Origin of the sequence: Citreicoccus inhibens (assembly GCF_019039035.1) — a bacterium.
Classification (GTDB): domain Bacteria; phylum Myxococcota; class Myxococcia; order Myxococcales; family Myxococcaceae; genus Citreicoccus; species Citreicoccus inhibens.
Window position 1 is genome coordinate 60134 of sequence record NZ_JAHNZT010000023.1, and the last position, 26466, is coordinate 86599.

General features: G+C 70.9%; 19 protein-coding genes. 6 read left to right on the forward strand and 13 right to left on the reverse strand.

What is annotated here, in order from left to right; genetic code table 11:
- The first annotated feature begins 166 nt into the window (after positions 1-166).
- From KRR26_RS23930 to KRR26_RS23940, 3 genes are all read left to right on the forward strand, one after another.
- Positions 167-1801, forward strand: coding sequence for a fumarate hydratase (locus tag KRR26_RS23930; protein ID WP_120210425.1), 1635 nt, complete (start codon positions 167-169; stop codon positions 1799-1801).
- Between the two features lie 70 nt (positions 1802-1871).
- On the forward strand, positions 1872-3086 hold the full coding sequence (locus KRR26_RS23935) for an aminotransferase class I/II-fold pyridoxal phosphate-dependent enzyme (protein WP_217080941.1): 1215 nt from the start codon (positions 1872-1874) through the stop codon (positions 3084-3086).
- Positions 3083-4093, forward strand: coding sequence for an NAD(P)H-quinone oxidoreductase (locus tag KRR26_RS23940; protein WP_233577493.1), 1011 nt, complete (start codon positions 3083-3085; stop codon positions 4091-4093). Before KRR26_RS23935 ends, KRR26_RS23940 begins: the two co-directional genes overlap by 4 nt.
- Positions 4094-4123: 30 nt before the next feature.
- Here KRR26_RS23940 and KRR26_RS23945 read toward each other — a convergent pair whose 3' ends face one another.
- The 3 genes from KRR26_RS23945 to KRR26_RS23955 all read right to left on the reverse strand — a co-directional run bounded on the left by KRR26_RS23945 (position 4124) and on the right by KRR26_RS23955 (position 7024).
- Positions 4124-4825: a hypothetical protein gene (locus KRR26_RS23945; RefSeq protein WP_147423083.1), complete on the reverse strand. Its 702-nt coding sequence runs from the start codon at positions 4823-4825 to the stop codon at positions 4124-4126.
- A gap of 146 nt (positions 4826-4971) precedes the next feature.
- Positions 4972-5976, reverse strand: coding sequence for a tRNA dihydrouridine(20/20a) synthase DusA (dusA, locus tag KRR26_RS23950; protein WP_236069133.1), 1005 nt, complete (start codon positions 5974-5976; stop codon positions 4972-4974).
- A gap of 43 nt (positions 5977-6019) precedes the next feature.
- Complete coding sequence (locus KRR26_RS23955) at positions 6020-7024, reverse strand: cysteine synthase A (RefSeq protein ID WP_120210421.1); 1005 nt, start codon at positions 7022-7024, stop codon at positions 6020-6022.
- A 151-nt stretch (positions 7025-7175) separates the two neighbouring features.
- Here KRR26_RS23955 and KRR26_RS23960 point away from each other — a divergent pair, with 151 nt between their 5' ends.
- Positions 7176-8438: an MFS transporter gene (locus KRR26_RS23960; RefSeq protein WP_233577491.1), complete on the forward strand. Its 1263-nt coding sequence runs from the start codon at positions 7176-7178 to the stop codon at positions 8436-8438.
- An 18-nt stretch (positions 8439-8456) separates the two neighbouring features.
- On the opposite strand, the gene KRR26_RS23965 is transcribed toward KRR26_RS23960, so the two are convergent.
- Positions 8457-9338 carry an ATP-grasp domain-containing protein gene (locus tag KRR26_RS23965; RefSeq protein ID WP_120210419.1) on the reverse strand — a complete coding sequence of 294 codons (882 nt, stop codon included), beginning with the start codon at positions 9336-9338 and terminating at the stop codon, positions 8457-8459.
- A 246-nt stretch (positions 9339-9584) separates the two neighbouring features.
- On the opposite strand from KRR26_RS23965, the gene KRR26_RS23970 reads away from it, so the two are divergent.
- The gene (locus KRR26_RS23970; RefSeq protein WP_217080943.1) at positions 9585-11033 is read left to right on the forward strand and encodes an RCC1 domain-containing protein; all 1449 of its coding nucleotides are present in this window, start codon (positions 9585-9587) and stop codon (positions 11031-11033) included.
- A gap of 10 nt (positions 11034-11043) precedes the next feature.
- On the opposite strand, the gene KRR26_RS23975 is transcribed toward KRR26_RS23970, so the two are convergent.
- From KRR26_RS23975 to KRR26_RS23995, 5 genes are read right to left on the reverse strand one after another with little or no spacing between them, the layout of a single operon-like run.
- Positions 11044-13002: a hypothetical protein gene (locus KRR26_RS23975; RefSeq protein ID WP_217080944.1), complete on the reverse strand. Its 1959-nt coding sequence runs from the start codon at positions 13000-13002 to the stop codon at positions 11044-11046.
- Positions 13002-14141, reverse strand: coding sequence for a VWA domain-containing protein (locus KRR26_RS23980; RefSeq protein WP_217080945.1), 1140 nt, complete (start codon positions 14139-14141; stop codon positions 13002-13004). The genes KRR26_RS23975 and KRR26_RS23980 overlap by 1 nt, the downstream gene beginning before the upstream one ends.
- A complete protein-coding gene (locus KRR26_RS23985) occupies positions 14138-16474 on the reverse strand; it encodes a DUF5682 family protein (protein ID WP_217080946.1) in 2337 nt (778 codons plus the stop codon). Before KRR26_RS23985 ends, KRR26_RS23980 begins: the two co-directional genes overlap by 4 nt.
- Complete coding sequence (locus KRR26_RS23990; RefSeq protein ID WP_217080947.1) at positions 16471-17586, reverse strand: ATP-binding protein; 1116 nt, start codon at positions 17584-17586, stop codon at positions 16471-16473. The genes KRR26_RS23985 and KRR26_RS23990 overlap by 4 nt, the downstream gene beginning before the upstream one ends.
- 9 nt (positions 17587-17595) lie before the next feature.
- Positions 17596-21348, reverse strand: a complete 3753-nt coding sequence (locus KRR26_RS23995; RefSeq protein WP_217080948.1) for a WGR and DUF4132 domain-containing protein — start codon at positions 21346-21348, stop codon at positions 17596-17598.
- Positions 21349-21429: 81 nt separating this feature from the next.
- On the opposite strand from KRR26_RS23995, the gene KRR26_RS24000 reads away from it, so the two are divergent.
- Positions 21430-21915 carry a DUF5360 family protein gene (locus KRR26_RS24000; RefSeq protein ID WP_217080949.1) on the forward strand — a complete coding sequence of 162 codons (486 nt, stop codon included), beginning with the start codon at positions 21430-21432 and terminating at the stop codon, positions 21913-21915.
- Positions 21916-22112: 197 nt separating this feature from the next.
- Here the strand turns inward: KRR26_RS24000 and KRR26_RS24005 are convergent, their stop codons facing one another.
- From KRR26_RS24005 to KRR26_RS24020, 4 genes are all read right to left on the reverse strand, one after another.
- Positions 22113-23345 carry an HlyD family secretion protein gene (locus tag KRR26_RS24005; RefSeq protein ID WP_120210412.1) on the reverse strand — a complete coding sequence of 411 codons (1233 nt, stop codon included), beginning with the start codon at positions 23343-23345 and terminating at the stop codon, positions 22113-22115.
- Between the two features lie 3 nt (positions 23346-23348).
- Positions 23349-24977 (reverse strand): DHA2 family efflux MFS transporter permease subunit, encoded by a 1629-nt coding sequence (locus KRR26_RS24010; RefSeq protein WP_233577490.1) that lies wholly within the window; start codon positions 24975-24977, stop codon positions 23349-23351.
- A 2-nt stretch (positions 24978-24979) separates the two neighbouring features.
- A complete protein-coding gene (locus tag KRR26_RS24015; RefSeq protein WP_120210410.1) occupies positions 24980-25603 on the reverse strand; it encodes a TetR/AcrR family transcriptional regulator in 624 nt (207 codons plus the stop codon).
- A gap of 199 nt (positions 25604-25802) precedes the next feature.
- Entirely contained in the window at positions 25803-26435 is a 633-nt protein-coding gene (locus tag KRR26_RS24020; RefSeq protein ID WP_120210409.1) for an NAD(P)-dependent oxidoreductase, read from the reverse strand.
- Between the last annotated feature and the right edge of the window lie 31 nt (positions 26436-26466).

Consider the following 26466-nt stretch of genomic DNA (forward strand, 5'->3'; position numbering starts at 1 on the left):
TGCGCCGGACCGCCGGTGGCTGGGATGAACTCCCCTTGTGGCTCGCATGCGCGCAAATGCCCGGCGCCCGGCCGCCCACCGGCCAGGGGCCGCGCAAACCATCTCCCCTCCCAGCCGCAATGGAGGTAAGCCTTCGCCCACCCCAGCGCCGTGGAGTGACGACACGATGAGCGACTTCCAGTTCCAGGACATGCTGCCGCTCGGCAAGGACGAGACGCCGTACCGGCTGCTCACGAAGGACGCCGTCTCGACGTTCGAGGCGGGCGGCAAGACCTTCCTCCAGGTGCAGCCCGAGGCGCTGACGCTGCTGACCCGCGAGGCGATGCGCGACATCTCCCACCTCTTGCGGCCCGGGCACCTCGGGCAGCTCGCGAACATCCTCAAGGACCCCGAGGCCTCGGCGAATGATCGCTTCGTGGCGCTGGAGCTGCTGAAGAACGCCAACATCGCCGCCGGCGGCGTGCTGCCCTCCTGCCAGGACACGGGCACCGCCATCGTGATGGGCAAGAAGGGCCAGTACGTGGTGACGGGCGGCGGCGACGAGGCGGCCATCGCGCGCGGCGTCTTCGACACCTACCGCACCGCCAACCTGCGCTACTCGCAGATGGCGCCGCTGGACATGTACCGGGAGGTCAACACCAACAACAACCTGCCCGCGCAGATCGAGCTCTACGCGACCGACGGCGACGCCTACAAGTTCCTCTTCATGGCCAAGGGCGGCGGCTCGGCCAACAAGAGCTACCTCTTCCAGGAGACCAAGGCCGTCCTCAACCCGGCGAGCCTGCTGTCCTTCCTGGAGACGAAGATTCGCTCGCTGGGCACCGCGGCGTGCCCGCCGTACCACCTGGCCATCGTGGTGGGCGGCACCTCCGCCGAGTTCGCGCTGAAGACGGCCAAGTACGCCTCCGCCCGCTACCTGGACTCGCTGCCCCGCGAGGGCAACGCGCTGGGCCGCGGCTTCCGCGACGTGGAGCTGGAGCAGCAGGTGCTCGCGCTCACCCAGCGCACGGGCATTGGCGCGCAGTTCGGCGGCAAGTACTTCTGCCATGACGTGCGCGTCATCCGCCTGCCGCGCCACGGCGCCTCGTGCCCGGTGGCCATCGCGGTGTCGTGCTCGGCGGACCGGCAGGCGCTCGGCAAGATTACCCGCGACGGCGTCTTCCTGGAGCAGTTGGAGACGGACCCCGCCAGGTACCTGCCCGAGACGACGGACGGGGACCTCGCGGGCGAGGTGGTGAAGATCGACCTGCGCCGCCCCATGAGCGACATCCGCGCCGAGCTGTCCCGCTACCCCATCAAGACGCGCCTGTCGCTCTCCGGCCCCATGGTGGTGGCGCGCGACATCGCCCACGCCAAGCTCAAGGAGCGGCTGGATCGCGGCGAGGGCCTGCCCCAGTACATGAAGGACTTCATGGTGTACTACGCGGGCCCCGCCAAGACGCCCGAGGGCTACGCCTCCGGCTCGTTCGGCCCCACCACCGCCGGGCGCATGGACGCCTACGTGGACCAGTTCCAGGCCGAGGGCGGCAGCTACGTCATGCTCGCCAAGGGCAACCGCTCCTCCGCCGTCACCGAGGCGTGCAAGAAGCACGGCGGCTTCTACCTGGGCTCCATCGGCGGCCCCGCCGCGCGCCTGGCCAAGGACTGCATCAAGAAGGTCGAGGTCCTCGAGTACGAGGAGCTCGGCATGGAGGCTGTCTGGAAAATTGAAGTGGTGGACTTCCCGGCCTTCATCGTCGTCAACGACAAGGGGCACGACTTCTTCGCTGACATCAACAAGCTGTCCCCCAAGAAGGCCTGAGCCGCTGCCTTCCCGCCGCGCCTCCCGCTAGAGTCCTCGCTCCCGGAATGACAGGGATAGCGAGGACTCCATGGAAGAGAGACGTCGGTACCGGAATGGGGAGGCGATGGTGGCCCTGGGCAACCCGTCTTTCGAGGCGGCGCGGCGGCACGGGGTCATTGACCTGAGCGTCCACCACCTGGGTGGGGGGCGCCTGGGTCTGGAGGACGGACGCGAGTTCCTCAACCTCTCGTCCTGTTCCTATCTGGGGCTGGACGCGCACCCGGCCGTCCTGGATGGCGCCATCGAGGCGCTCCAGCAGGAGAAGCTCATCGACACGGGCATCTCGCGCGTGCGGGTGCGGCTGTCACTCCTGGACGCGCTGGAGCAGGAGCTGGGCGCGCTCTGGCGCACGCGCGCCATCACCGCCGTGTCCGCGAGCGCGGCCACCGCGGGGCTGCTCCCCTTGGTGGCGGGAGGCCAGCTCTGCGACGACGGCCAGCCGCGGGTGATGGTGTTCGACAAGTCCTGCCACTTCTCGATGAACCTCATCAAGCCCATCTGCGCCGACGAGGCGCCGGTGCTGACGTGTCCCCACAATGATTTGAACTTCCTGGAGGACGTCTGCCGCAAGCACCCGCGCGTGGCCTACGTGGCGGACGGCTTCTACTCCATGGGCGGGGCCGCGCTGGTGAAGGACCTCCTGGCGCTCCAGGAGCGCTACGGCCTCTATCTCTACTTCGATGACTCGCATGGCCTGTCCGTGCACGGCGAGCACGGCGAGGGCTTCGTGCGCTCGCTCCTGGGCGAGGAGATCCACCCGCTGACCTTGGTGGTCGCCTCGCTGGCGAAGGGGTTCGGCACCTCGGGCGGCGTGGTGATGTTGGGCGCGCGCCACCTGGAGGACCGCGTGCATCGCTTCGGTGGACCGCTGGCCTGGTCGCAGGGCCTCAACGTGGCGTCCATCGGCGCGGGGCTCGCCTCCGCGAAGCTGCACCGCACGCCCGAGCTCGGCCGATTGCAGGGCGCGCTCCGGGCGAACCTCCAGCGCTTCGACGCGCAGGTGGAGGCGCCCAACCGGGGCAGCCTGTCGCAGATCCGCGTGGTGGAGGTGGGCGCCGAGGAGCAGGCCGTGGAGCGCTCGCGGCACATGCTGGACAAGGGCTTCTACACCTCGGCGGTGTTCTTCCCCATCGTCGCGCGGGGGCGCGCGGGCCTGCGGGTGATGCTGCGCGCCAACCTGTCCGATGACGACATGAACCGGCTGTGCAACGCGGTGCGCGCCGTGGCGGGCAAGGCCGCATGAGGAAGCCGGGCCTGGAGCAGGAGCGCATGCGCGCGGTGGTGATGGAAGGCACGGGCGGCCCCGAGGTGCTGCACGTGCGCGAGGTGACGCGCCCCCGCCCTGGCCCGGAGGAGCTGCTCGTGCGCGTGCGCGCCTCGGCGCTCAACCGCGCGGACCTCCAGCTTCGCGCGGGGGAGTTCCCCCTGCCCTCGGGCATGACGCCCATCCTGGGGGTGGAGGTTGCGGGCGAGGTGGTGGGCCTCGGCATGGACGTGCGCGGCTTCGAGCGCGGGCAGCGCGTGGCGGGGCTCGTCAACGGCGGGGGCTACGCCGAGTACTGCGTGATGGACCACCGCATGGCCCTGCCCGTGCGCGAGGGCGAGTCGTTCGCCCGCGCCGCGGCCCTGCCCGAGGCGCTCGTCACCGCGGACGAGGTCCTCTTCGAGCTGGGCCGGCTGCGCGCGGGCCAGTCGGTGCTCGTCCACGCGGGCGCCAGCGGCATGGGCAGCATGTGCATCCAGATGGCCCACCACGCGGGTGCCACCGTCTATTTCACGGTCAGCACCGCGGAGCGCCTGCGCCGCGCGCGCGCGCTGGGCGGGGACGTGGGCATCCTGCGCGGCGCCGAGGACTTCGCGGGCGCGGTGCTCCAGCACACGCAAGGCGCGGGCGTGGACGTGGTGGTGGACTTCGCGGGCGGCGCCACGCTCTCGCGCAATCTGCAGGCGCTGAAGATGGGGGGCTGCCTGGTGCTCGTGGGGTTGTTGGAGGGCGAGCGCGCGGAGCTCGACGTGGAGGCGGTGGTGATGCGCCGGCTTCAGCTCAAGGGCACGGCCTTCCGCGGGCGACCGCTGGAAGAGAAGCGGGCCATCACCCACCGCGCGTGGGCGCGGTGGGGGCCCGAGCTGGAGGCCGGACGGGTGAGCCCCGTCGTCGACTCCGTCTTCCCCTTCGAGCGGGTGGCCGAGGCCCATCGCCACATGGCCGACGGCACCCACTTCGGGAAGATCCTCCTCGCGCTCGAGTAGCGCGAGGCGTCAGCGAGGTGCAGACAGCGCCTACTTGGTGGACGAGCCGCTGCCGCCGTAGCCCTGCGCCGACTCCTGCTTCTGCTTCCAGTCCGCGCGGGCCTGCTGCTCCTGCTGGCGCTGCGCGTCCACGTCGCGCTGGGCCTCCTCCTCCTTGCGGCGGGCATCGGCCAGCTCGGCGTCGAACTTGGAGGCGTTGAGCTTCTGCGCGCGCACGTCGCCGCTCTTCTTGAGCGCCTGGTACTGCTCCTGCGCGAGCTGCGCATCCGCCACCGAGCGCTCGCGCTCACGCAGCGTCCGCATGGCCTCCTTGGTGGACACCGCGCGCTTGCGGTAGGCGACCTCCGACGACGCGGCCGCCACGCTCGCGTTCGCGTCCTGGAGGTCGTTCTGGGCCTGGCTGATGGCCTCCGCGCGCCCCTTGGACATGGCGGCCTCGAGCGTCTTCTGGCTCGCGGCCCGGCGGCTCTTGGCCGCGTCCTCATTGTGCTTGGCCGCCGACTCGGCGCTCTTCGCGTCCTCCACCTCGACCGCGGCGCGCTTGACGCTCTCGTCGGCCTTCTGTTGCGCCATCTGCGCCTGGCGCACGTCTCCCAGCTGCGCGTCCGGGACGCGCGCCATCCACTCGTCATTCACCTTCGCGTTGGCGCGCGACGTGCTGCAGCCTCCGAGCACCAGCAGGCCCGCCCCGAACATCCCCACGAGTCCTCGACGCCAGGTCGAACAAACCATGCGCTCCTCCCTGAGCGGTGTTGTGCACCCCACAGGGTAGGCACGCATGGACCGGATGACAGGCCGTCATTCCTCGGGACAGGCCACGAGGAGCGCGTGGGCCCGGGGGTCGCTCCCCTGTCCGCCCCGCCCTTCGGGTGGACCCGTCACGCCACGGCGGGAAGCTCCGGCGCCGCGCGAGGCACGCACGCCGCCGCGGCCACCACGACCTCCGGACCCGCTCCCGCCTTGTGGGCGTTCTCGCTCAGGTGGCGCCGCCACGCGCGCGCGCCGGACAGGCCCTGGAAGAGGCCGAGCATGTGGCGGGTGATGGCGCCCAGCGGCGCGCCTCGGACGCGCTGCGCCTCGATGTACGGCAGCATCGCGTCCACCACCTCGTGGCGCGTGAGCGGCACCTGCGCGCTGCCGAAGAAGCGCCGGTCCGCGTCCGCCAGCAGGTACGGCGTCTCGTAGGCCGCGCGGCCCACCATCACCCCGTCCACGTGTTGGAGCTGCTCGGCCACCGCGTCCAGCGTCTTGATGCCGCCGTTGATGGAGATGTCCAGGTGGGGGAACTCGGCCTTGAGCCGGTGCACCAGCTCGTAGCGCAGCGGCGGCACGTCGCGGTTCTCCTTGGGGCTCAGGCCCTTCAGCCACGCCTTGCGCGCATGCACGATGAAGCGCGTGCAGCCCGCGGCGGACACGCGCCGCACGAAGTCCTCCAACGTGGGCCACTCCTCCATCTCGTCGATGGCGATGCGCGACTTCACCGTCACCGGCACCCGCACCGCCTCGCGCATCGCCGCCACCCCGCGCGCCACGGTGTCCGGCTCCGCCATCAGGCACGCGCCGAAGCGCCCGGACTGCACGCGGTCGCTCGGGCAGCCGACGTTGAGGTTGATTTCATCGTAGCCCCACGCCTCGCCAATGCGGGCGGACTCCGCCAGGTCCGCGGGCTCCGAGCCACCGAGCTGGAGCGCGACCGGGTGCTCCTGGGGCGAGAAGCCCAGCAGGCGCTCGCGGTCCCCATGGAGGACGGCGCCCGTGGTGACCATCTCCGTGTACAGCAGCGTGCGGGGACTGATGAGCCGCAGGAAGTACCGGCAATGGCGGTCCGTCCAGTCCATCATCGGCGCGACACACAGCGGCATGGGCGAGGCGGGCGTCGTCATCGCCCCTCCCATATCCGGACTGACGCCCCACGGCCAGGGGACTTCAGCCCCCCTGTCCGGTGAGCCGGAGCGGACGGACCTCCAGCTGCTTCGTCGCGAGGAACTCTGGGTTGAACACCTTCGAGGCGTACCGGCTGCCGTGGTCGCACAGCAGGGTGACGATGCGCAGCCCCTCGCCCGCGTGTTGGCGGGCCACTTCCCAGGCCGCTCGGACGTTGAGCGCCGCGGAGGTGCCCACCACGAGCGCGTCCTGCCGGGCCAGGTGGTACAGCATCTCCAGCATGGCCTGGTCATCCACCCGGACGGCCTCGTCCACCCGCGCGCGCCGGAAGTTCTCCGTGATGCGCATGATGCCAATTCCCTCGGTGATGGAGCCGCCCGTCGACTCGAGCTTCCCCTCCCGCACGTAGCAGTAGAGGCCCGAGCCCAGCGGATCCACCAGCACCACGCGCAGCGCGGGATTGCGCTCCTTGAGGTAGCGGCTCACCCCGGACAGGGAGCCGCCACTGCCCACCGAGGCCACCAGCACGTCCACCCGGCCCTCGCACTGCTCCCAGATTTCGGGCCCCGTCGTCTCGAAATGAAAGTCACCGTTCGCGGGGTTCTCGAACTGGTTGGCCCAGAACCAGCCGTGCTGCTCGGAGAGGAGCCGGGCCTGATGGAAGAAGTGATTGGGATTGGCGAAGGGCACGACAGGGACCTTGCGGACCTCCACGCCCATGGCCTCCAGGAGCTCGTATTTCTCGCGGGCCTGGTTGTCCGGCATGGTGACGACCACGCGGTAGCCGCGCTCGCGGCCCAGCAGGCCCAGGCCGATGCCGGTGTTGCCGGCGGTGCCCTCGACGATGGTGCCCCCGGGCTTCAAGAGCCCGTCCTGCTCGGCGCGGCGGATCATGCCCTTGGCTGCCCGGTCCTTGATGCTGCCGCCGGGGTTCATGAACTCGGCTTTGCCCAGGATGTCGCAGCCCGTGGCGTCGCTGAGCGAGCCGATGCGCAGGAGGGGCGTGTTGCCCACCGCGTCCCAGAGTCTTCCAATGCGTGGCGCCATGTCAGGTTCCCCGAGGGAAAAGGGCAGGCCTCCCCCGTAATGGAGTCCGCCGGCCCAGGCAACCCCTCCCCCACGCGACGCCTCGGACAGAAGCTGGTATCCCTGTCATCCCCCCTCACCCCATCGCGAGCCCGCTTTGACAGACACCGACGTGGCCCTACCCGCAACGCCCTCCGCGCGCTGGTCCTGGCCGCCCCTGTTCGCCCTGCTCGACTTCCAGTTCGGCGCCGCGGTGGGACTGATGCAGACGGCGGTGCCGTACTGGCTGGCGAAGGACGGCTTGAGCCTGGCGCAGATTGGCGTCCTGTCCGCCACCGCGTTCACCCCCCACGCGTGGAAGCTCCTGTGGGTGCCGCTCATCGACCTGGGGCCCTGGCGCCGCGTCTGGTACTGCGTCAGCGCGCTGCTCACCGCCGGGCTCCTGCTGGCGTGCACGCTCATCTCCGAGCCGACTCAGCACTTGGGGCTGCTCACCGTGTTGCTCACCGCGCTGCAGGCCGTGGCCACCACGGGCCACGCCGCGCTCAATGGGTTGATGGCCAACACCACACGCCCCGAGGACAAGGGCAAGGCGGGCGGCTGGCAGATGGCGGGCAACGTGGGCTCGACGAGCCTCCTGGGCGCCATGGCCATCTGGATGGCGAGCGCGTTCTCGCGGCAGGTGGCGGGCATCAGCCTCACCCTGCTGGTGCTCGCCACCAGCGCGGGCATCTTCTGGATTCACGAGCGCGAGGACGCCACGCAGCGCCCCCGAGAGCCGCTGCTGCGCGCCGCCGTCGCGCGGGTGAAGGGCATCGTGACGGACCTGCTGCGCACGGCGCTCAGCCGCGACGGCATCATCATGCTCGTGCTGTGTCTGGCGCCGGTGAGCTGCGGCGCGCTCACCAACCTCTTCAGCGCCATGGCCGGCGAGTACCACGCCCCCGAGCACCTGGTGGAGCTGGTGAACGGCCTGGGCATGGGCATCAGCGGCGCGCTGGGCTCGCTGGCGGGCGGCTGGCTGTCGGACCGGATGAACCGCAAGCTCGCCTACGCGCTCATGGGCGGCACCACGGGGCTGTGCGCCTTCGCCATGGCGCTGGCGCCCATGACGCCCGCCACGTACACCTGGGGCACGCTGGCCTACAGCCTCGCCAATGGCGCGGCCTTCGCGGCGTTCGCGGGCATGGTGCTGGAGATGGTCAGCGCGGGCGCGGCCATCACCACCAAGTACACGCTGTTCGTCGCCGCCTCGAACTTCGCCATCAGCTACACCACCGCGCTCGATGGCCGGGCCTCGGGCTTCCGGGGCATGGGCGCGCGAGGCAGCATCGCGTTCGACGCGCTCATCACGATGGGCGGCATCTGCGTGGTCATCGCCGTGTTCGTGCTCTTCCTGCGCAAGAAGCCCCAGGCCGCCGTCGCCACGGCCTGAGGCCCTCGCGGCGCTCGCTCACACGACCGACGTGAGCAGCGCCTCGAAGAGGTCGCGCGGATCCAACCCCGGCGGCAGCCCCGAGACGCCGCCGTCGTTCACCTCGACCACGGCCCAGCCACCGTCCTGGAGCATCGCCACGTCCATCGTGAAGAAGGGCGAGTCGATGCGCCGCGCCAGCGGGGTGAAGGCCGTGAAGTCCGGCACCTCCACGTCGAACTCGTGGTACGGCTCCGCGGCCAGCAGGCCCCGCCGGGAGAAGAACAGGCGGAACTCCAGGTGCGCGGGGCCCGTGGGCGTGCGGCCCATCACCTTGAGCGGCAGGTAGCGGCGCACCACCAGTCCCCGCTCGAAGCGCTCACCGCGCGCGTCCACCAGGTTCTCGCACGTGCGGGAAAAGTCCTCCGCCGAGGCGCCCTCGGGCACGTAGCAGGCCTCGGCCCACTGCTCCTTGGCGGACTTCACGTGGTCCTTGAGGATCCACGGCGGCGGCCCCAGCGATTGCGCGAGCCGCCACGCCTCGGCCGCGTCCGTCCCCTCCGTCCACACCGAGCGGGCCGTGTAGCGCGCCAGCTTCGGGTACCAGTGGGGCAGATAGAGCGCTCCGGCGTACTGCGTGGGGGACGTCATCAGTCGGTGCCCTCGCTCGGCCACCGCCTCGGCCAGCTCGCCGTACTCCTCCTCGGTGAGCATCCAGCCCCGGTAGAGCATTCGCAGGCGGCCTCGCGCCGGGAGGTGCTCGACCGCGCGCGCGGCGTCTCCGGACAGGAGGGCCGCGAGGTCCACCGGATACGTCTCGACCCCGAGCGCCTCCGCCGCGTCCGCCTCCACGTCGAAGGGGTCGGACTGGTGGGGGTTGCGCCCGAACACGATGGCGACCCCCTGGCGTGACGGACTCATCGCCCACCTCCTCGCGCCACCTCCCCGTTCAAGACAGCCACGGCAGGGAGAACACCCGGACCATCACCGACACAGGAGACACGCGGCATCGAGAGCGCCTTTCGCCTGGAACAGCGGGGGGCGCACTCCGACGAGGCCTGCCGCAGCACCTGACACGCCCGGCGACAGAAAAACCGAGTCATTCAATTTGGTATTTTTCTTGTTTTGCTGCTTTAATGACACACGGCCGCGAGCGAGGATGCGCCCATGGCAAGTTCACGCATGTGGAGTCTGGCGCTGCTGTGCGCCGGGTTGGGTTGCTCGGACGTCGCGGTCCCCTCGCCGGAGGATTCGTCGGGCGTGGAGCCCCGGGGCGCGCTCACCGCGGATGGCGGGAGCGAGCCGTCCGATGGGGGCGCGGGCTCGGTGGCGTTCAGCATCCACACCGCCGAGTACCAGGCGTTCTATCTCGTGGACGGCAAGGTGCTGGGCATCGGCTCGAACCGGCTGGGACAGCTCGGGTTCGGCACCTCGGTGGCCTACAACCAGGTGCCGGCGGCGCCCATCGCGGTGGACCCCGCCCTGCGCTTCCAGGGCGTGTGGGGCGGCGGATACCAGAGCATCGCGCTGGATGTGCTCGGGCGCGTGTGGACGTTCGGGGACAACCGCTTCGGTCAGCGGGGCGACGGGACGACGAATGACCTGCCCAACTCGCCCGCGCCGGGCAACAACGGCATCCCGTACGTCATCCCGCAGGACGCCAGCGGGCAGCCCTTCAACGGCGTCATCGCGGTGCGCTCGGGGCTCCTGTTCAACCTGGCGCTGAAGCAGGACGGCTCGGTGTGGGTCTGGGGCCTGAATGGCACGGCCGTCGGCAACTCGATCGGCATCGCGGGCGACGGCGACACGGTGGGCCGCAACATGACGCGGCCGTTCAAGGTGCCCCTGCCCACGGGCACGCGCATCGTGGACATCGAGACCAACGACTTCATCGTCTTCGCGCTGGATGACCAGGGGCACGCCTGGTCCTGGGGCGGCGGCGCCATTGCCCAGGAGAACCTCGGCACGGGTCGCCCCACCGAGTACGCCCAGCCGCGCCAGGTGGCCATCACCTCGCGCATCGTCCAGCTCGCCCCGGGTGGGGACGCGTTCGCATACGCGCTGGACGACCAGGGCCGCCTGTGGGGCTGGGGCGTTCGCGGAACGTATTTGGGCCTGGGCAGCGCCACGGGCGGCTGGAACCCGGTGGCCACGCCTCGGCTGCTCTCCTTCCCCGAGTTCGGCGCGCATCGCGTCGTGCAGGTCGCGGCCTCCGGCCACACCACGCACGTCATCCTGGATGACGGGACGCTGTGGGGGTGGGGCGACTCCGCCATGGGCGAGGTGGGCAATGGCGCCATCCTCGACTTCGCCGCGTACCCCACGCCCTACCGGTGGGATTGGGGCCTGTTCGAGAAGCTCGTCTTCCGGCCCGTGCAGATCGCCCCGGGCGTCACCTTCCAGAGCATCTCCACCACGAGCGAGTCCTTCTATTGCTACGCGGTGGCCACCGACGGCCGCGTGTTCTCCTGGGGGCGGAACAAGACGGGCATCCTGGGCAACGGCGTGCTCCCCACGGGTGACCTCGCCAATCGGCCGGACAGTTGGAACGTGGCGACCGCCACGCCCGTGCCCGCCCATCTGCTGACGACCGCGACGCCCACGCCGAGCCGCTGAGCCTCGGCGCTCAGTCCTCCAGGAGCGCCAGACGCACCGCGGCGTGGGCCCAGTCCCACGCGGCCTCGCGCCCCGCGACAATCGACTCCGCGAGGCGACGCAGCCGCAGCCCGAGGTCTCGCAGCCCCGCGTCCTCCAGGGTCACCGCGAGGGCGCGGGCACGCCCGGGATAGTCCCCCTCCAGGTGGCGCAACCCTCGGTGCATGGCCTCTTCCAGCAGGCCCGCCATGGCATCGATGCGAGCACGCAGCGGCTCCGCCGCATCCCTACGCGAGGGGCCTCCGAGCAACGGGCGCACGGCCTCGCCCGCGTCCAGGTCCGGCACCACCACGCGGTCCGCGGTGAGCAGCGTGGGCTCCAGCTCCAAGCCCGAGCCGCTCCACCGCATCGGTCCCGCCACCCACACCACGGGGCCGTGGTCGCCATTCAGCGTCGCCGAGAGGACCTCCAAGGCCCGCGGCGCCGCCGCCCGAAAGCCGCGCACCAGCGTGAACGATTGTCCGTGGGCGTCCTCCAGCGTCGCGCGCACTTCCTGACGGGCCGAGTCGAACGCCACCTCGTGCACGGCCCCGACGAGCACGGCGTGGACGTCCTCCGCGCGGGCCTTGGGGCGGAGCATTCGAGGGGGCCTCGCGAGCCACGACTCTCGCAGCGCGCGCACGTCGTCCACTCGCACGGGCGGGGGCAGGGACTCGAAGTCCCCGGTCTGGAGCGTCACCGAGGTGGCCACGATGCGGCTGCCCTCCAGCCGCACCTCGCGGTTGGCGCGGCGCACCGCCGCCTGCGTCACCACCTGTCCCCGCGCGAGCACGTCCCACGTGGCGCCCGCGACGCGACGCCGCCCCAGGTCCGGTCCCTCCGGCAGCGGCTCCCCCTCGGGCGTGTCCCAGGCGTGCTCCATCGCGAACACCGAGGCCATGTCCGGATCCGCCAGGAACACCTCCAGCGTGCGCCGCCGCCCATCCGAGTCCACCCGCGCGCCCAGCGACACCCAACGCACGCGATCCAACCGCGTCTCCAGCGCCTCGCCCTGTCCCACCACGGCGCGCGCGGGCAGCTCGCCTCCGGGTGGCGATGCGGCCCGCACCCGGGCGAACAGCTCAGCCAGCAGGAAGCGCAGCTCCGCCGCGCGGTAACGCGCCGAGCGCGCCCGGTGCCACCCCAGCGCCTGCTCGATGTCCTCCAAACCGAACGCCAGCCACGTCGCGCCAGACAGCTCCGCGCGAGCCACCGCGAAGGACTGCCCGAGCGACGCGCGCGACTGGTCCACGCCCTCACGGAGCAGCATCACCGCAGGCTCCAGCGCCCGCGCCCACCCGGCATCATCGGCCGTGGGCGCCTCGCCGTCCTTGAGGTCCAGCAACAGCGACTCTCGCGAGGCATCTCGACGGTCCGCCTCACGCATGGCCCAGCACGCCAGGGCCACGTGCACGCAGCCCCCACCCGTCACGCAGTCACAGCGCGCGTGCGCCAGCTCCGCGTGGGCCAGGAAGCGCACCGTGGCCGAGGGCAATCGCACCGTGGGCACGTCGCTCGCTGCCCCGGGACGAAGGACTTCGCACAGCACGCCGCGTCGCCGGGCACTCCGTGCATCGCTCATCACCCGAGCGCCGAGCACCGCCTCCAGCGCGGCATCCGCCAGCGTGCCGGGTGAGCTGTCCTGGCGCGTCTCAGGCGCATCGGGGGGAGCTGCCTCTTGGGCGACGCGGGCATAGGCCAGGACGAGCGCCACGCGGTGACGACACACGAGCCTCGCGTTGCAGCCGCAGGGGGCATCCTTCAGCGCCTTGCCGGGCGGAAGGCGCGTGACGACGCCATCGGCGAAGGTCCCCACCACGGTGCCATCCGGCTCTTCGTGGACCTGGGGCCCCTTGCCCTCCTGGAGCTCCTTCTGGGCGCGCTTGACCACGCCCACGTTCGCCAGCGCGGCGAGCGACTCGGCCGTCAGCGTCAACAGGTCGCTTCGCATCAGCGCCCCATCTTCTCGGCGAGCCAGCCCACGAGCTGCCCAGGCGTCATCGCCGCCACCTCGGCGCCTGCCTCCACCAGCCGCGCCGCGAGCGCTCGGTCAAAATCCGGCACGGCCTCCGCATCGAGCGCCGCCAGCCCGAGCACCTTCGTCCCCTGCCCCACCAGCGCGCGCACGCGGCGCACCAACCATTCGGGGCTCGTCCCCTCGTAGAAGTCGGAGATGAGCACGACGACCGCGCGGCGCGGCGCGTCCACCAACTCCTGCGCGTACTCCACCGCCTGCTGGATGTCCGTGCCGCCGCCGAGCTGCACGTTCATGAGCAACTCCACGGGGTCCACCACATCGCGCGTCAGGTCCACCACGTGGGTGTCAAAGGCCACGAGGTGCGTGCGCACGCCCGGCAGCCCCCAGAGGCACGCCGCCGTCACCGCGGAGTGGATGACGGACGTCACCATGCTCCCGCTCTGGTCCACGAGCAGGATGACCTGCCACGGCTCCAACATGCGCCGCGAGCGCGAGAAGAACCGAAGTCGATCCAGGTACAGCTTTCGCTCGTCGGGGCGCCAGTTCTTCAGGTTCCGCGCGAGCGTGCGCTTGAAGTCGAGCTGCGCCGCCACCTTCCGAGTGCCCGGTCTCCGCCGGTCCCGCGTGCCGCCGAAGGCCTGTCTCACCTCCGTGCGCAGCGTCTCCATCAGCTCACGGACCACCTCGGCGACGAGCGCGCGCGCCAAGGCCAGGACCTCGGGCTTGAGCAGGTGGCGGGTGCGAAGCACCGCGGCGAGGAGCGAGGTGCTCGGCTGGGCGCGCCGGAGCACCTCGGGGTGCGTCACCATCTCGTCGATGCGGAAGCGCTCCACCGCGTCGCGCTCCAATCGTTCGATGGTCTCCCGCGGGAAGAGGCGGTGGACGGCGTTCACCCAATCCGGCACCGACAGCGTCGAGTCCCCTCGACCGCCCTCGCGGGTGTCGCCCCGGTGGATCTCACGCTCGCCCAACGTCTCATCTCGGCCGTAGAGCCACTCCAGCGCGCTGTCCATGGCGCGGGCGTCGTCCGACACGCCACAGCCCAGCGCATCCTCCGCCGCCTCCCCCAGGATGAGCCGCCAGCGCGCAATCGGTGGAAGTCCGCCCGTCATCCACGCACCTCGGAGTCCGCGGCGTCGGAGAGCCCCCATCTCGCGGCCAGCGCGCGCGCGCGCGTCTCCAGCGCCATGCCACGCGCGACCTGACCGGCCTCCATGTCCAGTGCCAGCAAGGTGTGCGCGGCGCCTTCGTCCGCGCCCTCCAGCCGGAGGACGGTACGCGCCAGGGTCGCGCGCTCCATGGGCGGGAAGAAAGAGAACGCCAGCCGCAGCGCGGGCAGTGCCGTCAGGAAGTCCGCCTCCGTCATCGCCTTGACGACGTCATGGACGGAGCCCAGCAGCACCTGCGATTGCAGCATCTGCGCACGCGCCACCGCCGCGAGGCCCGCCAGGAAATCCCCCAGCGTCGCGGGCAGTCCCAGGGCCTGCATCGCACGCACGGCCGTCACCTCCGCGGCGCCGTCCACGAAACGTCCCAGACTCCACAGCGCACCCAGACACGCGCCTCGCACCTCGGGCGCCGCCGCCGCATCCAGCGTCTTGCGCGTCCAGACGCCATCGGCCCGAACATCCAGGGCGCGCGCCCGGTCCGGTCCTGCGCGCAATGCATCTCGCAGCGCCACCACCGCCGCGACCACACGCCCCTCGGCCGTGCTCCCGGCCCCCTCCAACAACCACAGCCCTCGGTCCACCGCCTGGGTCACCAGCGGCTCGAGCTGCGGCGCCCGAGCCGCCCCCAGCAAGACCCCGTGGTGCCACACGTCGAGCAACGTCCCGAGCGCGGCCCCCAGCTCACCAAGCGAGGACTCCGTGCCCACCGTCCCCGCCGCGCGGCCAACCACCTCCAGCGCGAGCCCCTCCAACCCCACGAACACCGCCTGAAGCAACGTGTCCGCGAGCGCCCCCAATCTCCCCTCGGCCTGAAGCAGCCGCTCCTCCAACAACACCCACGCCGCCGACTCCAACGTCGCGCCGTGCGCTCCCGCTTGGATCAACGCCGACAGTTGCTCCGGATGCGTCCCCACGTCCCAACGCTCTTCCAGGACGACACCCGTGGGGGTGCTCGGCCCTTGGCTGCGCGCGAAGCCGGGGATGCCCAGGACGCGCAGGCGATGCAGGACGCGGCTCTTCTCCCGGGCCTCGGACTCGGTGAGCACCAGCTTCACCGGGCGACTCGGACTCGCGGGCTCCAGGTCCCACTTGCGCAGCACGTCCGCGACGTCCCGCACGAGCGGTGGATGGGGCGTGCGCGCGTCCAGCTCCCCACGCGCGTCCCCCGCCAGCGCCGCGACCATCTCCACGAACAGCGGCTCCGTGCGAGGAGGCAACGGCCCGCGCCCCGCCCAGGGCGGCGGGACCTCCAGCCCCTCCTTCACCAGCGCGGCGGACAGCCCATCCAACACATCCGTGCGCGCCAGGGCCGCATGCCCCCGCAAGCGAGCCAGCCCCTCCGCATGGGTGCGCGCCGCGATGAGGTCCGCCGTGCTCACCGGCTGGCCCTTGTCCCGCAGCCGCCGAGCCACCCGCGTCAACAAAGCCTCGGCGGCCACCTCCGGCCCGTGCTCGTGCACCAGCGCGTAGAACCCCGGTGATGGCATCCCCGCGTCGTACCCCGCGAAGGCGTCCATCTGCTTCGAGTCATACGGCACCAGGAAGCTTCCCCACCGCGCCCCAGACGCCGGTGGAGGCGCCACGGGGAAACGGTCCCGCACCCGCCCCCGCGCCAGGTGCTCCAGCGCCGGCGCATGGAAACCACCGCACACCACCACCACCCCATCCCGACCATCCGCGCGGCGAGCGACGTCGCCTTCGGCCCACGCCACCGCATCGGCCATGAAGTCCTCGCGCGGACCGTCCCTCGGACCTCCGGGCGCGTCGCCTCGCAGCAGCGCGAAGTACTGGCGCAGGCGCTCGCGCAAGACCTGCGCATCACACGGCAGCTCGAAGAGGTGGTCCCACAGCGCGTCCTCGTCATTCAGCCGGTAGTGGCGCAGCAGCGCCTCCAGCCACAGCCGCGTCCGCTCGCGCCCGGCCTCGCCTCGCCGGTCCGCGAAGCGATTGGTCACGCCGGTGAAGACGTCGTGCCACGCGGGCAGGTCGATGAAGCGCGCCTCGGCCCCCACCTCCTCCGCGGCCTCCAGCGCCACCCACTCGGGAGACCCCGCGCAGAACGGGCTCCAGCTCGCGCGGGAGCGCCCCTCGAGATGCAGGTAGGTGAACACCGCGATGGGCAGCCGATGCCCCAGCCGCAGCTCCGCCCACCGCGCGTTCATGTCCGAGGGCCCCTCGATGAGGACATGCCGGGGGCGGACCTCACGAATGACCTGCCGCACCACGCGGGCGCAGCCCGGACTGTGGTGCCGGATACCGAGGACGTGGAGCGTCATCCCGGCAGGAGGAAGCGCGCTTCGTAGAGCGCCCGCCAGTGCGCGCCCGTCCGATGGCCCACGCGCTGCTCCAGGTAGCGGCGGATCTTCTTCAGGTCCTCCGCGTTGTCCTTCGCCGCCGTGCCCGCCAGACACTCGACCACGTCCGCCGGAGTGCCCCCATCCCCGCGCAGATACCAGCCGCGCACGCCCACCGCGTGCGCCACGGACACCGCCTCCGCCGTGGACAGCACCGTGGAGAGCTTCTCCACGGCTTGCCCATCCTTCACCTCGCCCGTGCGCAGCTCGCGGAACGTGCGCACCAGCACCTCCAGCACTTCATCGGGGGGCGTCACCGGCACCCCCGAGCGAGCCAGGAGTCGCGCGGACTCCTCCTTCACGAGCTGAAGCTCCGCGTCCGCATCGAGGATGGGAAAGAGCGTCTCGAAGTTGAAGCGCCGCTTGAGCGCGGCGGACATCTCATTGACGCCCCGGTCCCGCGTGTTGGCCGTGGCGATGATGTTGAAGCCCTCACGCGCGAACAGCATGCCCTCGGGCCCCTCCAGCTCCGGCACCGCCAGCACCCGCTCGGAGAGCAGCGACAGCAGCGCGTCCTGCACCTCCAGCGGGCAGCGGGTGATCTCCTCGAAGCGCACGAGCTGCCCCTGCTTCATGCCCAGGTACATGGGCCCTGGCACCAAGGCGCGCGGCGAGGGGCCCTCGTTGACCAGCAGGGCGTAGTTCCACGAGTACCGGATGTGGTCCTCCGTCGTGGCCGCTCCTCCCTGGATGGTCAGGGTGGAGACGCCGGACACGGCCGCCGCCAACAGCTCGGACAGCAGGGACTTGGCCGTGCCGGGCTCGCCCACCAGCAACAGGCCCCGGTTGGTGGCGAGCGTCACCATGCAGCGCTCGACGAGCGACGGCGGACACACGAGCTTGCGCCGCAGTCCCTTGGCCGCATCGCCCAGGATGAAGGCCCGGACGGCCTGCAGCGACAACTGCCACCCCGGAGGGCGCGGCCCCGAGTCCTCGTCGCGCAACCGCGCCAGCTCCTCCGCGTGGAGGACCTCGGCCGGGGGGCGCTGGAGCGCCGGAGCCTTCGCCGCTTCGTTTCGTCGCGCGCGCGTCATGCGGGTGCCCTAGGCCTTCAGCCGCTCGATGTCGAGCATCAGCTCGGAGAAGACCACGGGGTCCAGGTCCTGGAGCGCGCAGGTGTCCAGCCGCAGCTCGCCCAGCGTCTGCGTGGCCTCTTCCGTGTCCATGCCGACGACGAAGCCCGGCTCGAAGTGCACCCAGGCCATGATGGGCCGCGCGTTGGGCCGATCCACGACGCAGTAGTACGTGGAGATGCCGCCGCCATCGCTGATGTCCCGCGACCAGCGCCGCGACTCCAGTCCGCGCAGCGCCTTGGTGGGCACCTTCGCGCCCTGGAAGCGGCGGCACACGTTCCCCTTCTCCGTGGCCTGCGGCACGAAGACAGGACGGACAAGCTGTGGGAACGGAGCGATGAGCTCATAGTCCGCGAACACCTGTCCCCAGGCTGCCTGCTGCGCGGCCTCCACATGAACCGGGTGCGCCACCACCACGCGCCCATCCGCGGGCAGCGTGAAGGCGTCGTCCTTCACCGTGGCGAAGGTGCCGTCCTCGGCCACCCGGAAGGGCACGCGCCGAGCGCCGTCCACCACCGCCCAGAGCAGGCGCCGCGTGAGGTGGAACACCAGCGGGTGCTTCACGAAGTACGCGACGAAGTCCGCCGCGGCCACGCTCCGCTGCGACATGAGCATGCGCTCCAGGCGCTTCACCTGGAGGCTCGCCACGGACCGCACGTCCTTCTTGAGCCCCGTGAACCGCGCCGCCGCGTCCTTCGCCTTCGCCGCGGCATCGGCCTTCGCCGGCTTGGGCAGGTCCTTGAGCAGCTCGCCCGCGTCGTTGCGCACCAGGGGCCTCAGCGTCTCGTCGAAGCTGACGAAGAACCTCCTCGGCCCGAAGTCCAGCACCGTGCCGCCCGCGTCATCCAGACCGAAGGTGGGCACCAGGCGGTCCGCCAGTTCGTCCGCGGTGAGCCCACGCCGACGCGCGAGCAAGTCGATGCGCTCGCGCGCCGCGGTCTTGAACGCGGGGAAGCGAGACTTCTCCGCCAGCAGGTTGATGAGCACCAGCGCCGTCTCGCTGCCCTGGTTGTAGAGCGCGTCCAGCGCCGCCTCGGCGCGCTTGCTGGCGTTCTCGCCGGGCCACTCCCGAGCCAGCGCCGTCAGCTTGCGCGCGCACTCCGCATCGCCCAGGAAGCCCACCGCCTGGAGGCACCAACCGTGCCTGGCGTCGTACTTGGCCTTTCCCCACGCCTCGAACAGCGTCCAGGCGAAGGCGGCACGCGACGCCTCGGTGAGCGTCTCCCGTGCATGGAGCACCCCCGGGTGCGGTTCATCCGAGACCGAGAACGCCAACTGCACGAGCAGCGTGTCCACCTCCGCCGCGGACAGGTGGCGTCCATCGCGCGTGGACAGCGCCGGCAACTTCGCCGCCGAGGCATAGGCGGGCAGCTCCGGCTTCTTCACCTTGGGCCCCGCGAGAGGATCCGCGTCCAGCAGCGCCGTGACGGCCGCCACATCCTTCGCCCCGCCCTGTGCGGCCAGCTCCAGGATGAGCCCGCGCTGCTCCATGGACGCCAGGTAGCGGAGGACTCGCGTGGCGGCGTCCTGCTCCGCGCCCGAGCCATCCAGCGCCAGCGACAGACAGCCTGCGGCGGCGATGCGCGGATGGCGCATCAGCCACGCACGCGCGCGCGGCTTGTCCTTCTTTCCCGCGAACCACGCGGCGAAGTACGGCACCAGCGACAGGTGTCCGAGTGGCAGGAGCGCGTTGTTGAACGCGGCCGCGGCCACATCCATCGCCCACGGGAGCACGTCCAGTCCGTACCTGGCGATCCACGTGCCCAGCCGGTTGAAGTCATAGGAGGCCGAGCCATAGGGGAGCTGCACCAGTCGCAGGACAAGCTCGCGCGGAAGCAGCCCGACGCCGTAGTCCGGCACCTCCAACTGGTAGCGCTCCAGGTGGGCCACGTAGGCCTCGGTCTCCGCCCGGTCGAGCTTGCTCAGCGGCTTGCCGTCCCACTCCTGCTCATGGCCTCCGCCGTCGTCCCCCGAGGGCAGATATCCCAGGCGCTCCTCCTCGTCCCGCCAGACGATGGCGGGCTCGGCGGTGAAGCGGAACGACACGGACCTCCGAACATAGGGCTTCGCCTCTTTCGGCACGGTTCCCACGTACGAGTCCACGGGGACTCCTTCCACATGCACATCGTCGCCGGAGCCAATCACGGGGGCGTGGACGTCTCGCACGCGGAACGTCAGGGGCAAGGAAGAACCGTTGGTGATGGACAGTGCCGCCGCCTTCGCGCGCTTGTCCCCCGCCGCCTCCAGCAGCCGCAGCACCCGAGCGCGCTGCACCTCGGCGGCGACATGAAGCGCGGCGGTCGCCCAGGGCGCCTCCGCCGTCTCGCGCTTGAGGTGCTTGATGAGGGTCCCAATCGCGGCGTCGTCATCGATGTGCGCCAGCACGAAGCAGTACAGCCCCTGGTAGTGGCCGTCGTCCTCCCACGGGTCGCCCACCTGGAGCTTGATGAGTCCCTCCAGCGCGCCCTTGCCCTCCAACTCGAGCAGGCCGGTCAGGTAGAGCCGGTGCGACTGATCGAACGACCAGAACTCGTGGCGCACCTTGCGGTTCTTCCGGCAGAACGCCTCCAGGCACGCCGCGCCTCCCGCCGACAGGACACAGGCGTGCGTGACGTCGAGGTCCCCGAACTCGCCCACGGCCTCCAGGGCCGCCTCCAGCGCGGCCTCTTCTTCCTCGCCCGCCCAGGGCCCCACCGGGAACAGGAACGAAGCAGCGCTCAGCAGATCATTGGCCGCGCCCTCATCCTTTTCGCGGATGGCGGCGGCGCATGACGCGAAGACGGGCAAGCACGTGGCCCGCAGGGAGCGATAGGTGGCCTCGTCCGTGAGGCTGAGCAACTCACGGAACCGGGCGAAGAGGCCCACTCCCGTGTAGGGCAGCTCGTCGTCCATCGCGCGGACGCTGCGCAGGATGGCCTGCTCCAGCCCCACCGTGGCCACCAGGAAGTCCGCCACGCGCTCGTGCTGCGACTCCGCGAACCAGTTGGCGGGATAGCGGTACTGGACGAACAGGTCGCGCACCAGCGCCATGTCCTCGGTCTCGGAGCCCACGCGAGGCGTCAGCGAGTCGAAGCGCGCCGCCAGCGCGCGCTCGGTCGCGGAGAAGGACGTGCGCCACTGCCACTGCCGAGGCTTGTCAGTGGAACTGCCATCCTTCAGCTTCTCGACCGCCATGAGGTCCTGCGCCAGGAAGGAGCGGCGCACGGCGGCCCACGCCACCTCGACGCTCGGCACCGGCCGCACCACCGCGCGCAAGCCACCGGGCCGGGGCACCAGCAGGTGGCGCAGCGCCGGCGTCCAGTACACGCCCTTCACGCGCTCCGTGGGCAGCTCCTCCGGAGTCCACTTCTGCACCGGCCCACGGTCCTCGGCGGGTGGGGACACCTCGGCGGGCGAGGCCTCCTTGGCGGGCGGGGCCACCTCGGCCTGTTTCGCCTGGGCCTTCGCCCCCTTCACCGCGGCGGCACCAGGAGCCTCGGGCTCCATTGGGACGGGCACCGCGGCGGCGGCCAGCGCGCCCGCCACCAGCGAGTATCCCTTCTTCACCTTCTCCGCGACGAGCTTGTCGTGCTCGGTGCGAGCCTTGTCCTCGGACGCGAAGGACTTCTCCTGCGTCTGGCCTTGGGTGCCCTGCCGCCCAAACCGCACGGTGAACGACGCGCCCTGGAGGGTGATCTCCCAGAACTTCTGCGAAGTGCCTTCGGTGAATTCGTAGCGAGCCATGGAGTGGCGCGACCATAGCCACTCCAGGTGACAAATGCGCCACCCTACCCTCCAAGGGGTATCCAGGATTAGGGTCATTGCATGACTGACCCGATGCGCCGGCTGCGTCCGTTCCTGATGACGACGGACACGCTGTTTCTCGCATACTGGCTGGCCACGAGCCTGGCCGCGCTGGGAGTCTTCGCGCCGCCCGAGGGGTGGCTGTTCAAGGACTACCACGACGCGCGGGTGGTGGCATGGAACTGGTCCTTCCTCCCCCTCGATGTGCTCTTCGCGCTGACCGGATACCTGAGCGTGTATCTCCACGGACGAGGCCAAGCAGAGTGGCGCGCCATGGCGTGGGTCTCCTTGACGCTGACCTTCTGCGCGGGGCTCATGGCGGTGGCGTACTGGGCCATCCTGGGCGAGTTCGATCCCACGTGGCTGCTGCCGAACCTGGCCGTGATGCTGTGGCCACTGTTCTTCGTCCGCCCGCTGCTGCGCGCCCCCGAGGCGACCGTCGCCAGCCCCTCGCGCCCGAGCCTCTTCGAGGCGCTGGCGACGTGCCTGTGTGGCGCTACGCGCTAAGCACCCGGTTCAGGGAAGGGGGACGCAGTGCCCGCGCCGAGCGCACCGCGACTGCGCGTCATGGCCACGCGAGTCCTCCACCACCCCGTTGCTGGAGGAACCGAAGCCCGTGCGCCCAGGGCGCAGGTTGCAGCGGCGGCACGTGTAGCCCGCCGAGCCGCCACACCTGAGCGCCCGAACAGCCCAGGCATACCGCGCTACTTCGTGTGCACCGTCACTTCGGCGGACAGGCCCGCGCGCAGCGCCAGTCCCTGGGGCGCATTCACCCAGGCGATGCGCACCGGCACGCGCTGCACCACCTTCACGAAGTTGCCCGACGCATTGTCCGGAGGCAGCAGCGAGAAGCGCGCGCCGGTGCCGCCCGACAGGCTCTCCACCGTGCCCTCCAGCTTCTCGCCCGAGTACGCGTCCAGCACCACCTCGACGTGCTGCCCGGGCACCATGCGCCCCACCTGGGTCTCCTTGAAGTTGGCCACCACGTAGGTGCGCGACGGCACCAGCTCCGCGACCGACTGGCTGGGCGACAGCAGCTGCCCCACGTGCACGGACAGCTTGGACGCCTGACCGTCCGCGGGCGCCACGATGCGGGTGTCCTCGAGCTGGAGCCTCGCCTGCTCCAGCGCGGCCTCGGCGCCCTTCACGCGCGCATGCGCGAGCGACGCGCTGGCCTGGGCCGCGGCGATCTTCTCGTCGATGGGCGAGCTCATGTCGAGGTTGCCTCGCGCCTCGGCCACCTTGCTCTCCGCAGCGCGCCGGCCTTCCTCGGCCACCGCCAACTGCGCCCGCGCCCCTTCGAGCGCCGCCAGCGCGGTGTCCTGCCCCGTCTGCGCGTCATCCAGCGCCTGCTGCGACACCACGTTCTGCGCGTGGAGCTGACGGGCGCGGTCCAGGTCCAGCGCCGCCTTGCGCGACTGGGCCTCCGTGCGAGCCACCGCCGCGCGCGCCGAGGCCACCTGCGCCTCCGCGCTGCTCACCGCCGACGTGCTGCTCGACACCTGCGCGCGCGCCGTGGACAGACCGCCCTTCGCGCCCGCCGCCGCCACCGTGGCCTGCGCATCCGCCGCCACGGCCTGCGCGCGCGCCGACTCCAGCTCCGCCTCGGCCTGCTTCACGCGCGCCTCATACGGACGCGGATCAATGCGCACCAGCACGTCGCCCTTGTGCACCTGCGCGTTGTCCACCACCTCCACCGCCACCACCGGGCCAGACACGCGCGCGGCCAGGGGGACCACGTCCGCCTCCACCTGGGCGTCGTCCGTGGTCTCCTGCCCCGCGGTGATGACCTTGAACCCGCCCAGGGCCACCAGCACCGCCACCACCACGCCGCCGAGGATGAAGAAGCCACGCTTGCCGCGCTTCGCCGCCGCCTCGGCCGCGGGTGCTCCCGCCTCGGGCTTCACGAGCTGGGGCGCTGTCGTCGTCGTCGTCATGTCTCAAATCTCCACGTCGATGTGGGGCTTCTCTTGAGGAGCCCCGCCGCTGGGCGCGGCCTTGAGGAAGTAAACGAGTGGCAGCACCACCACGAACAACGCCGCCGCCAGCACGAAGAGTCGGTCGAAGGCGAGCACCGCGGCCTGCCGCGAGACACTGCCCGCCAGCATCTGGAGGCTGGCTGCCTTCGCGCTCACCACATCCAGACCGCGCGCCATCAGCCCCTTCTGCATCATGGCCACGCGGGCGGCGACCTCCACGCGCTCGGGCGTCAGGTGCGCGGCGATGGCCGCCTTGGCCTCCACCGTGTGGCGCGTCAGCATGGTGGCGAAGATGGCCAGACCCACCGAGCCACCAATCTGGCGCAGCAGCGAGTTGAGGCCCGTCGCGTCCGCCATGCGCTCACGCGGCACGTTCGACAGCGCCGTGGCGCTCAGCGGAACGAACAGGAGGCTGAAGCCCACGCCCTGCAACGCGATGGCGCTGATGATGTTGCGCGCGCCCGTGTCGAGCGAGAAGCCGCCCATCTGGTAGGCCCCCAGGCCCGCCAGCACGATGCCCGCCACCACCATCACTCGCGCCGGCACGCGGCCATACATCCGGCCCGCCAGCGGCATCATCGCCAGCATCACCAGCGTGCGCGGCATCAGCGCCAGACCCGACTGCGTCGCGGTGAAGCCGAGCAACTCCTGCATGAACAACGGCAAGAGGAACATGCTCGCCATCAGCACGGCGAACACCACCGAGTTGAGCATCGTGCCCGACGCGAACACCGGGTCCTTGAACAGGCGCAGGTTGACCGCCGGCGCCACCGCCGTCAGCTCGCGGATGACGAAGGCGATGAGGCACGTGACGGCCAGCAGCGTGCAGCCCGTGATGAGCGCCGAGTCGAACCAGTCATGGCTCTGCCCCTCCTCCAGCAAGTACTGGAGCGCGGCCAGGCCCACGCACAGCAGGATGATGCCCGCCCAGTCCATGTGCTTGCGCTGCCTGGCGGCCTCCGCCTGCGCCGCGGCGCGCAGGTCCTCGTCCTCGTGGACGAAGCGCACGACCATGAAGAAGCCGAGGATGCCCACCGGCACGTTGATGAAGAAGATCCAGGACCAGTGCCAGTTGTCGACGATGTAGCCGCCCAGCGTGGGACCAATCGCCGGCCCCACCATCACCGCCATGGCGAACACGGCCATCGCCGTGCCCTGCTCCTTGGGCGGGAACGTCTGCCGGAGGATGGCCTGCTCGGTGGGCTGGAGCGCGCCGGCCCCCAACCCTTGGAGGAAGCGGAAGAGCACCAACGTGGGCAGGTTCCACGCGAGCCCACAGAGGAACGAACCCGCGACGAACAACACCAGGCACGCCAGGTACACCCGCTTCTGTCCGAAGAGGCGCCCGAGGAAGCCGGTGAGCGGCATCACCATCACCGTGGCGATGACGAAGCCCGTGCTGGCCCAGGTGATCTCCTGCACCGTGGCGCCCACCGCGCCGCGAATCTGAGGGAGGGCCACGTTGACGATGGACGAGTCGATGGCGCCCATCAACGTGCCGAACGTCACCGACAACGTGACCAACCACTTGTTGACGGGCCGGCGCGGCGCGGCGGCCACCGGCATGGGCAAGGCGGCGGATACAGCCATGGTCAGACCTCGATGCCTTTCAGGAAGAGGCGGACCACCTCATCGGCCCAGATACCCAGTATCTCCTCCGCCCCCAGCTCCTCGCGGCGCTGCATGACCGAGCGCACCATGCCCATGAGCAGCGTGGGATAGAACGCGCGCCCCTCGGGACGGACCTCGCCGGCGCGGATGCCCACGTCGAGCACCTCCTCCATCCGGCGGTGCAACTCGGCCAGCGTCTCCGCGTAGCTCGCGTTGCGCACCACGGCCTCGTGCTGCTGCATGAGCAGCCGGGCGAACGCGTCCTTGTTGCAGACGTGCGCGAAGAGCGCGTCCACCAACGCTCGCAGTTGCGTCTGGAAGGGCTGCCCCTTCAGGGACTCCAACGTCTCGTCCAGGCGGTCGAACAGCCACTGGCGACGCTGCGTCCTGAGGGCCTCCAGCAAGGCCGCTCGGTCCGCGAAGTGGTTGTAGAGCGTGCCCACCGACACGCCCGCCCGCTCCGCGATGGACTCCATCCGCGCCGAGTGGAGCCCCTGGTCCACGAAGACCTCGGCCGCCGCCTTCAGGATGGCCTCGGCGGTGGCCTCCTTGATGCGCGAGCGCAGTTTCTGGACAGGCGCCTCAGATTTTGAATCCGGATTCATTTTCTGAGCAATGATTTACCCGGCCTCGGACTTCCGTCAAGCGTGCAGCTCGGCCGCCGAGTGAGGGAGCGAGGGTGCCCACGCCGTCCAGCGGCGCACGGCTCAGGCACCCGGGCGCCTCGGCGGGTGCTGAAAAGGCGACGCGCCGTGCCCTGCGAAGAGGGGACGGCGCGCGGCGGTGACACCCCGGTGCGGGTGCTCAGTAGGCGACAGTGAAGCGCTTGCGCAGGTGCTTCGGCTTCTCCAGTTCGTCGACGAGCGCGACGGCGTAGTCCTCGGCGGAGATGCGGCTCTCGCCCTTGGCGTCGACCACGAGCTGCTCGGTGCCCAGGCGGAACCTGCCGGTGCGCTCGCCGGGCTGGATGAGCGCGGCGGGGCTCAGCGACGTCCATTCGAGGGGACACTGGCGAAGCACCTCGAGCGCGTCCCGATGCGCGAAGGCGATGGGCTTCCACCCCGCGGGGAACTCGGGGGCGTCCACGAGTTGCTTGCCCGGGGCCACCTCCAGGCTGCCCGCGCCGCCCACCATGAGGAGCCGGCGCACTCCCGCGCGCTGCACGCCATCGATGAGCGAGCGAGTCAGTCCGACGAGCGAGCCGGGGTTGTTCCCATCCGGCCCGAGCGCGGAGACGACCACGTCCTGCCCCGCCACGTGACGGGCCACGTCGGCGGGGTCGTTCGCGTCGCTGCGGGCGCTCGTCAGCTGGGGGTTCTTCAGGTCGAGCTTGGACGGGTCTCGCGAGAGGGCGAGGACCTGATGGCCTCGCGACAGGGCCTCCTGGGCGATGCGACGGCCGAGGACGCCGGTGGCTCCATACAGGGCGATCTTCATGGAGGAATGCTGAGCCGTCCGCTCGGGCGAT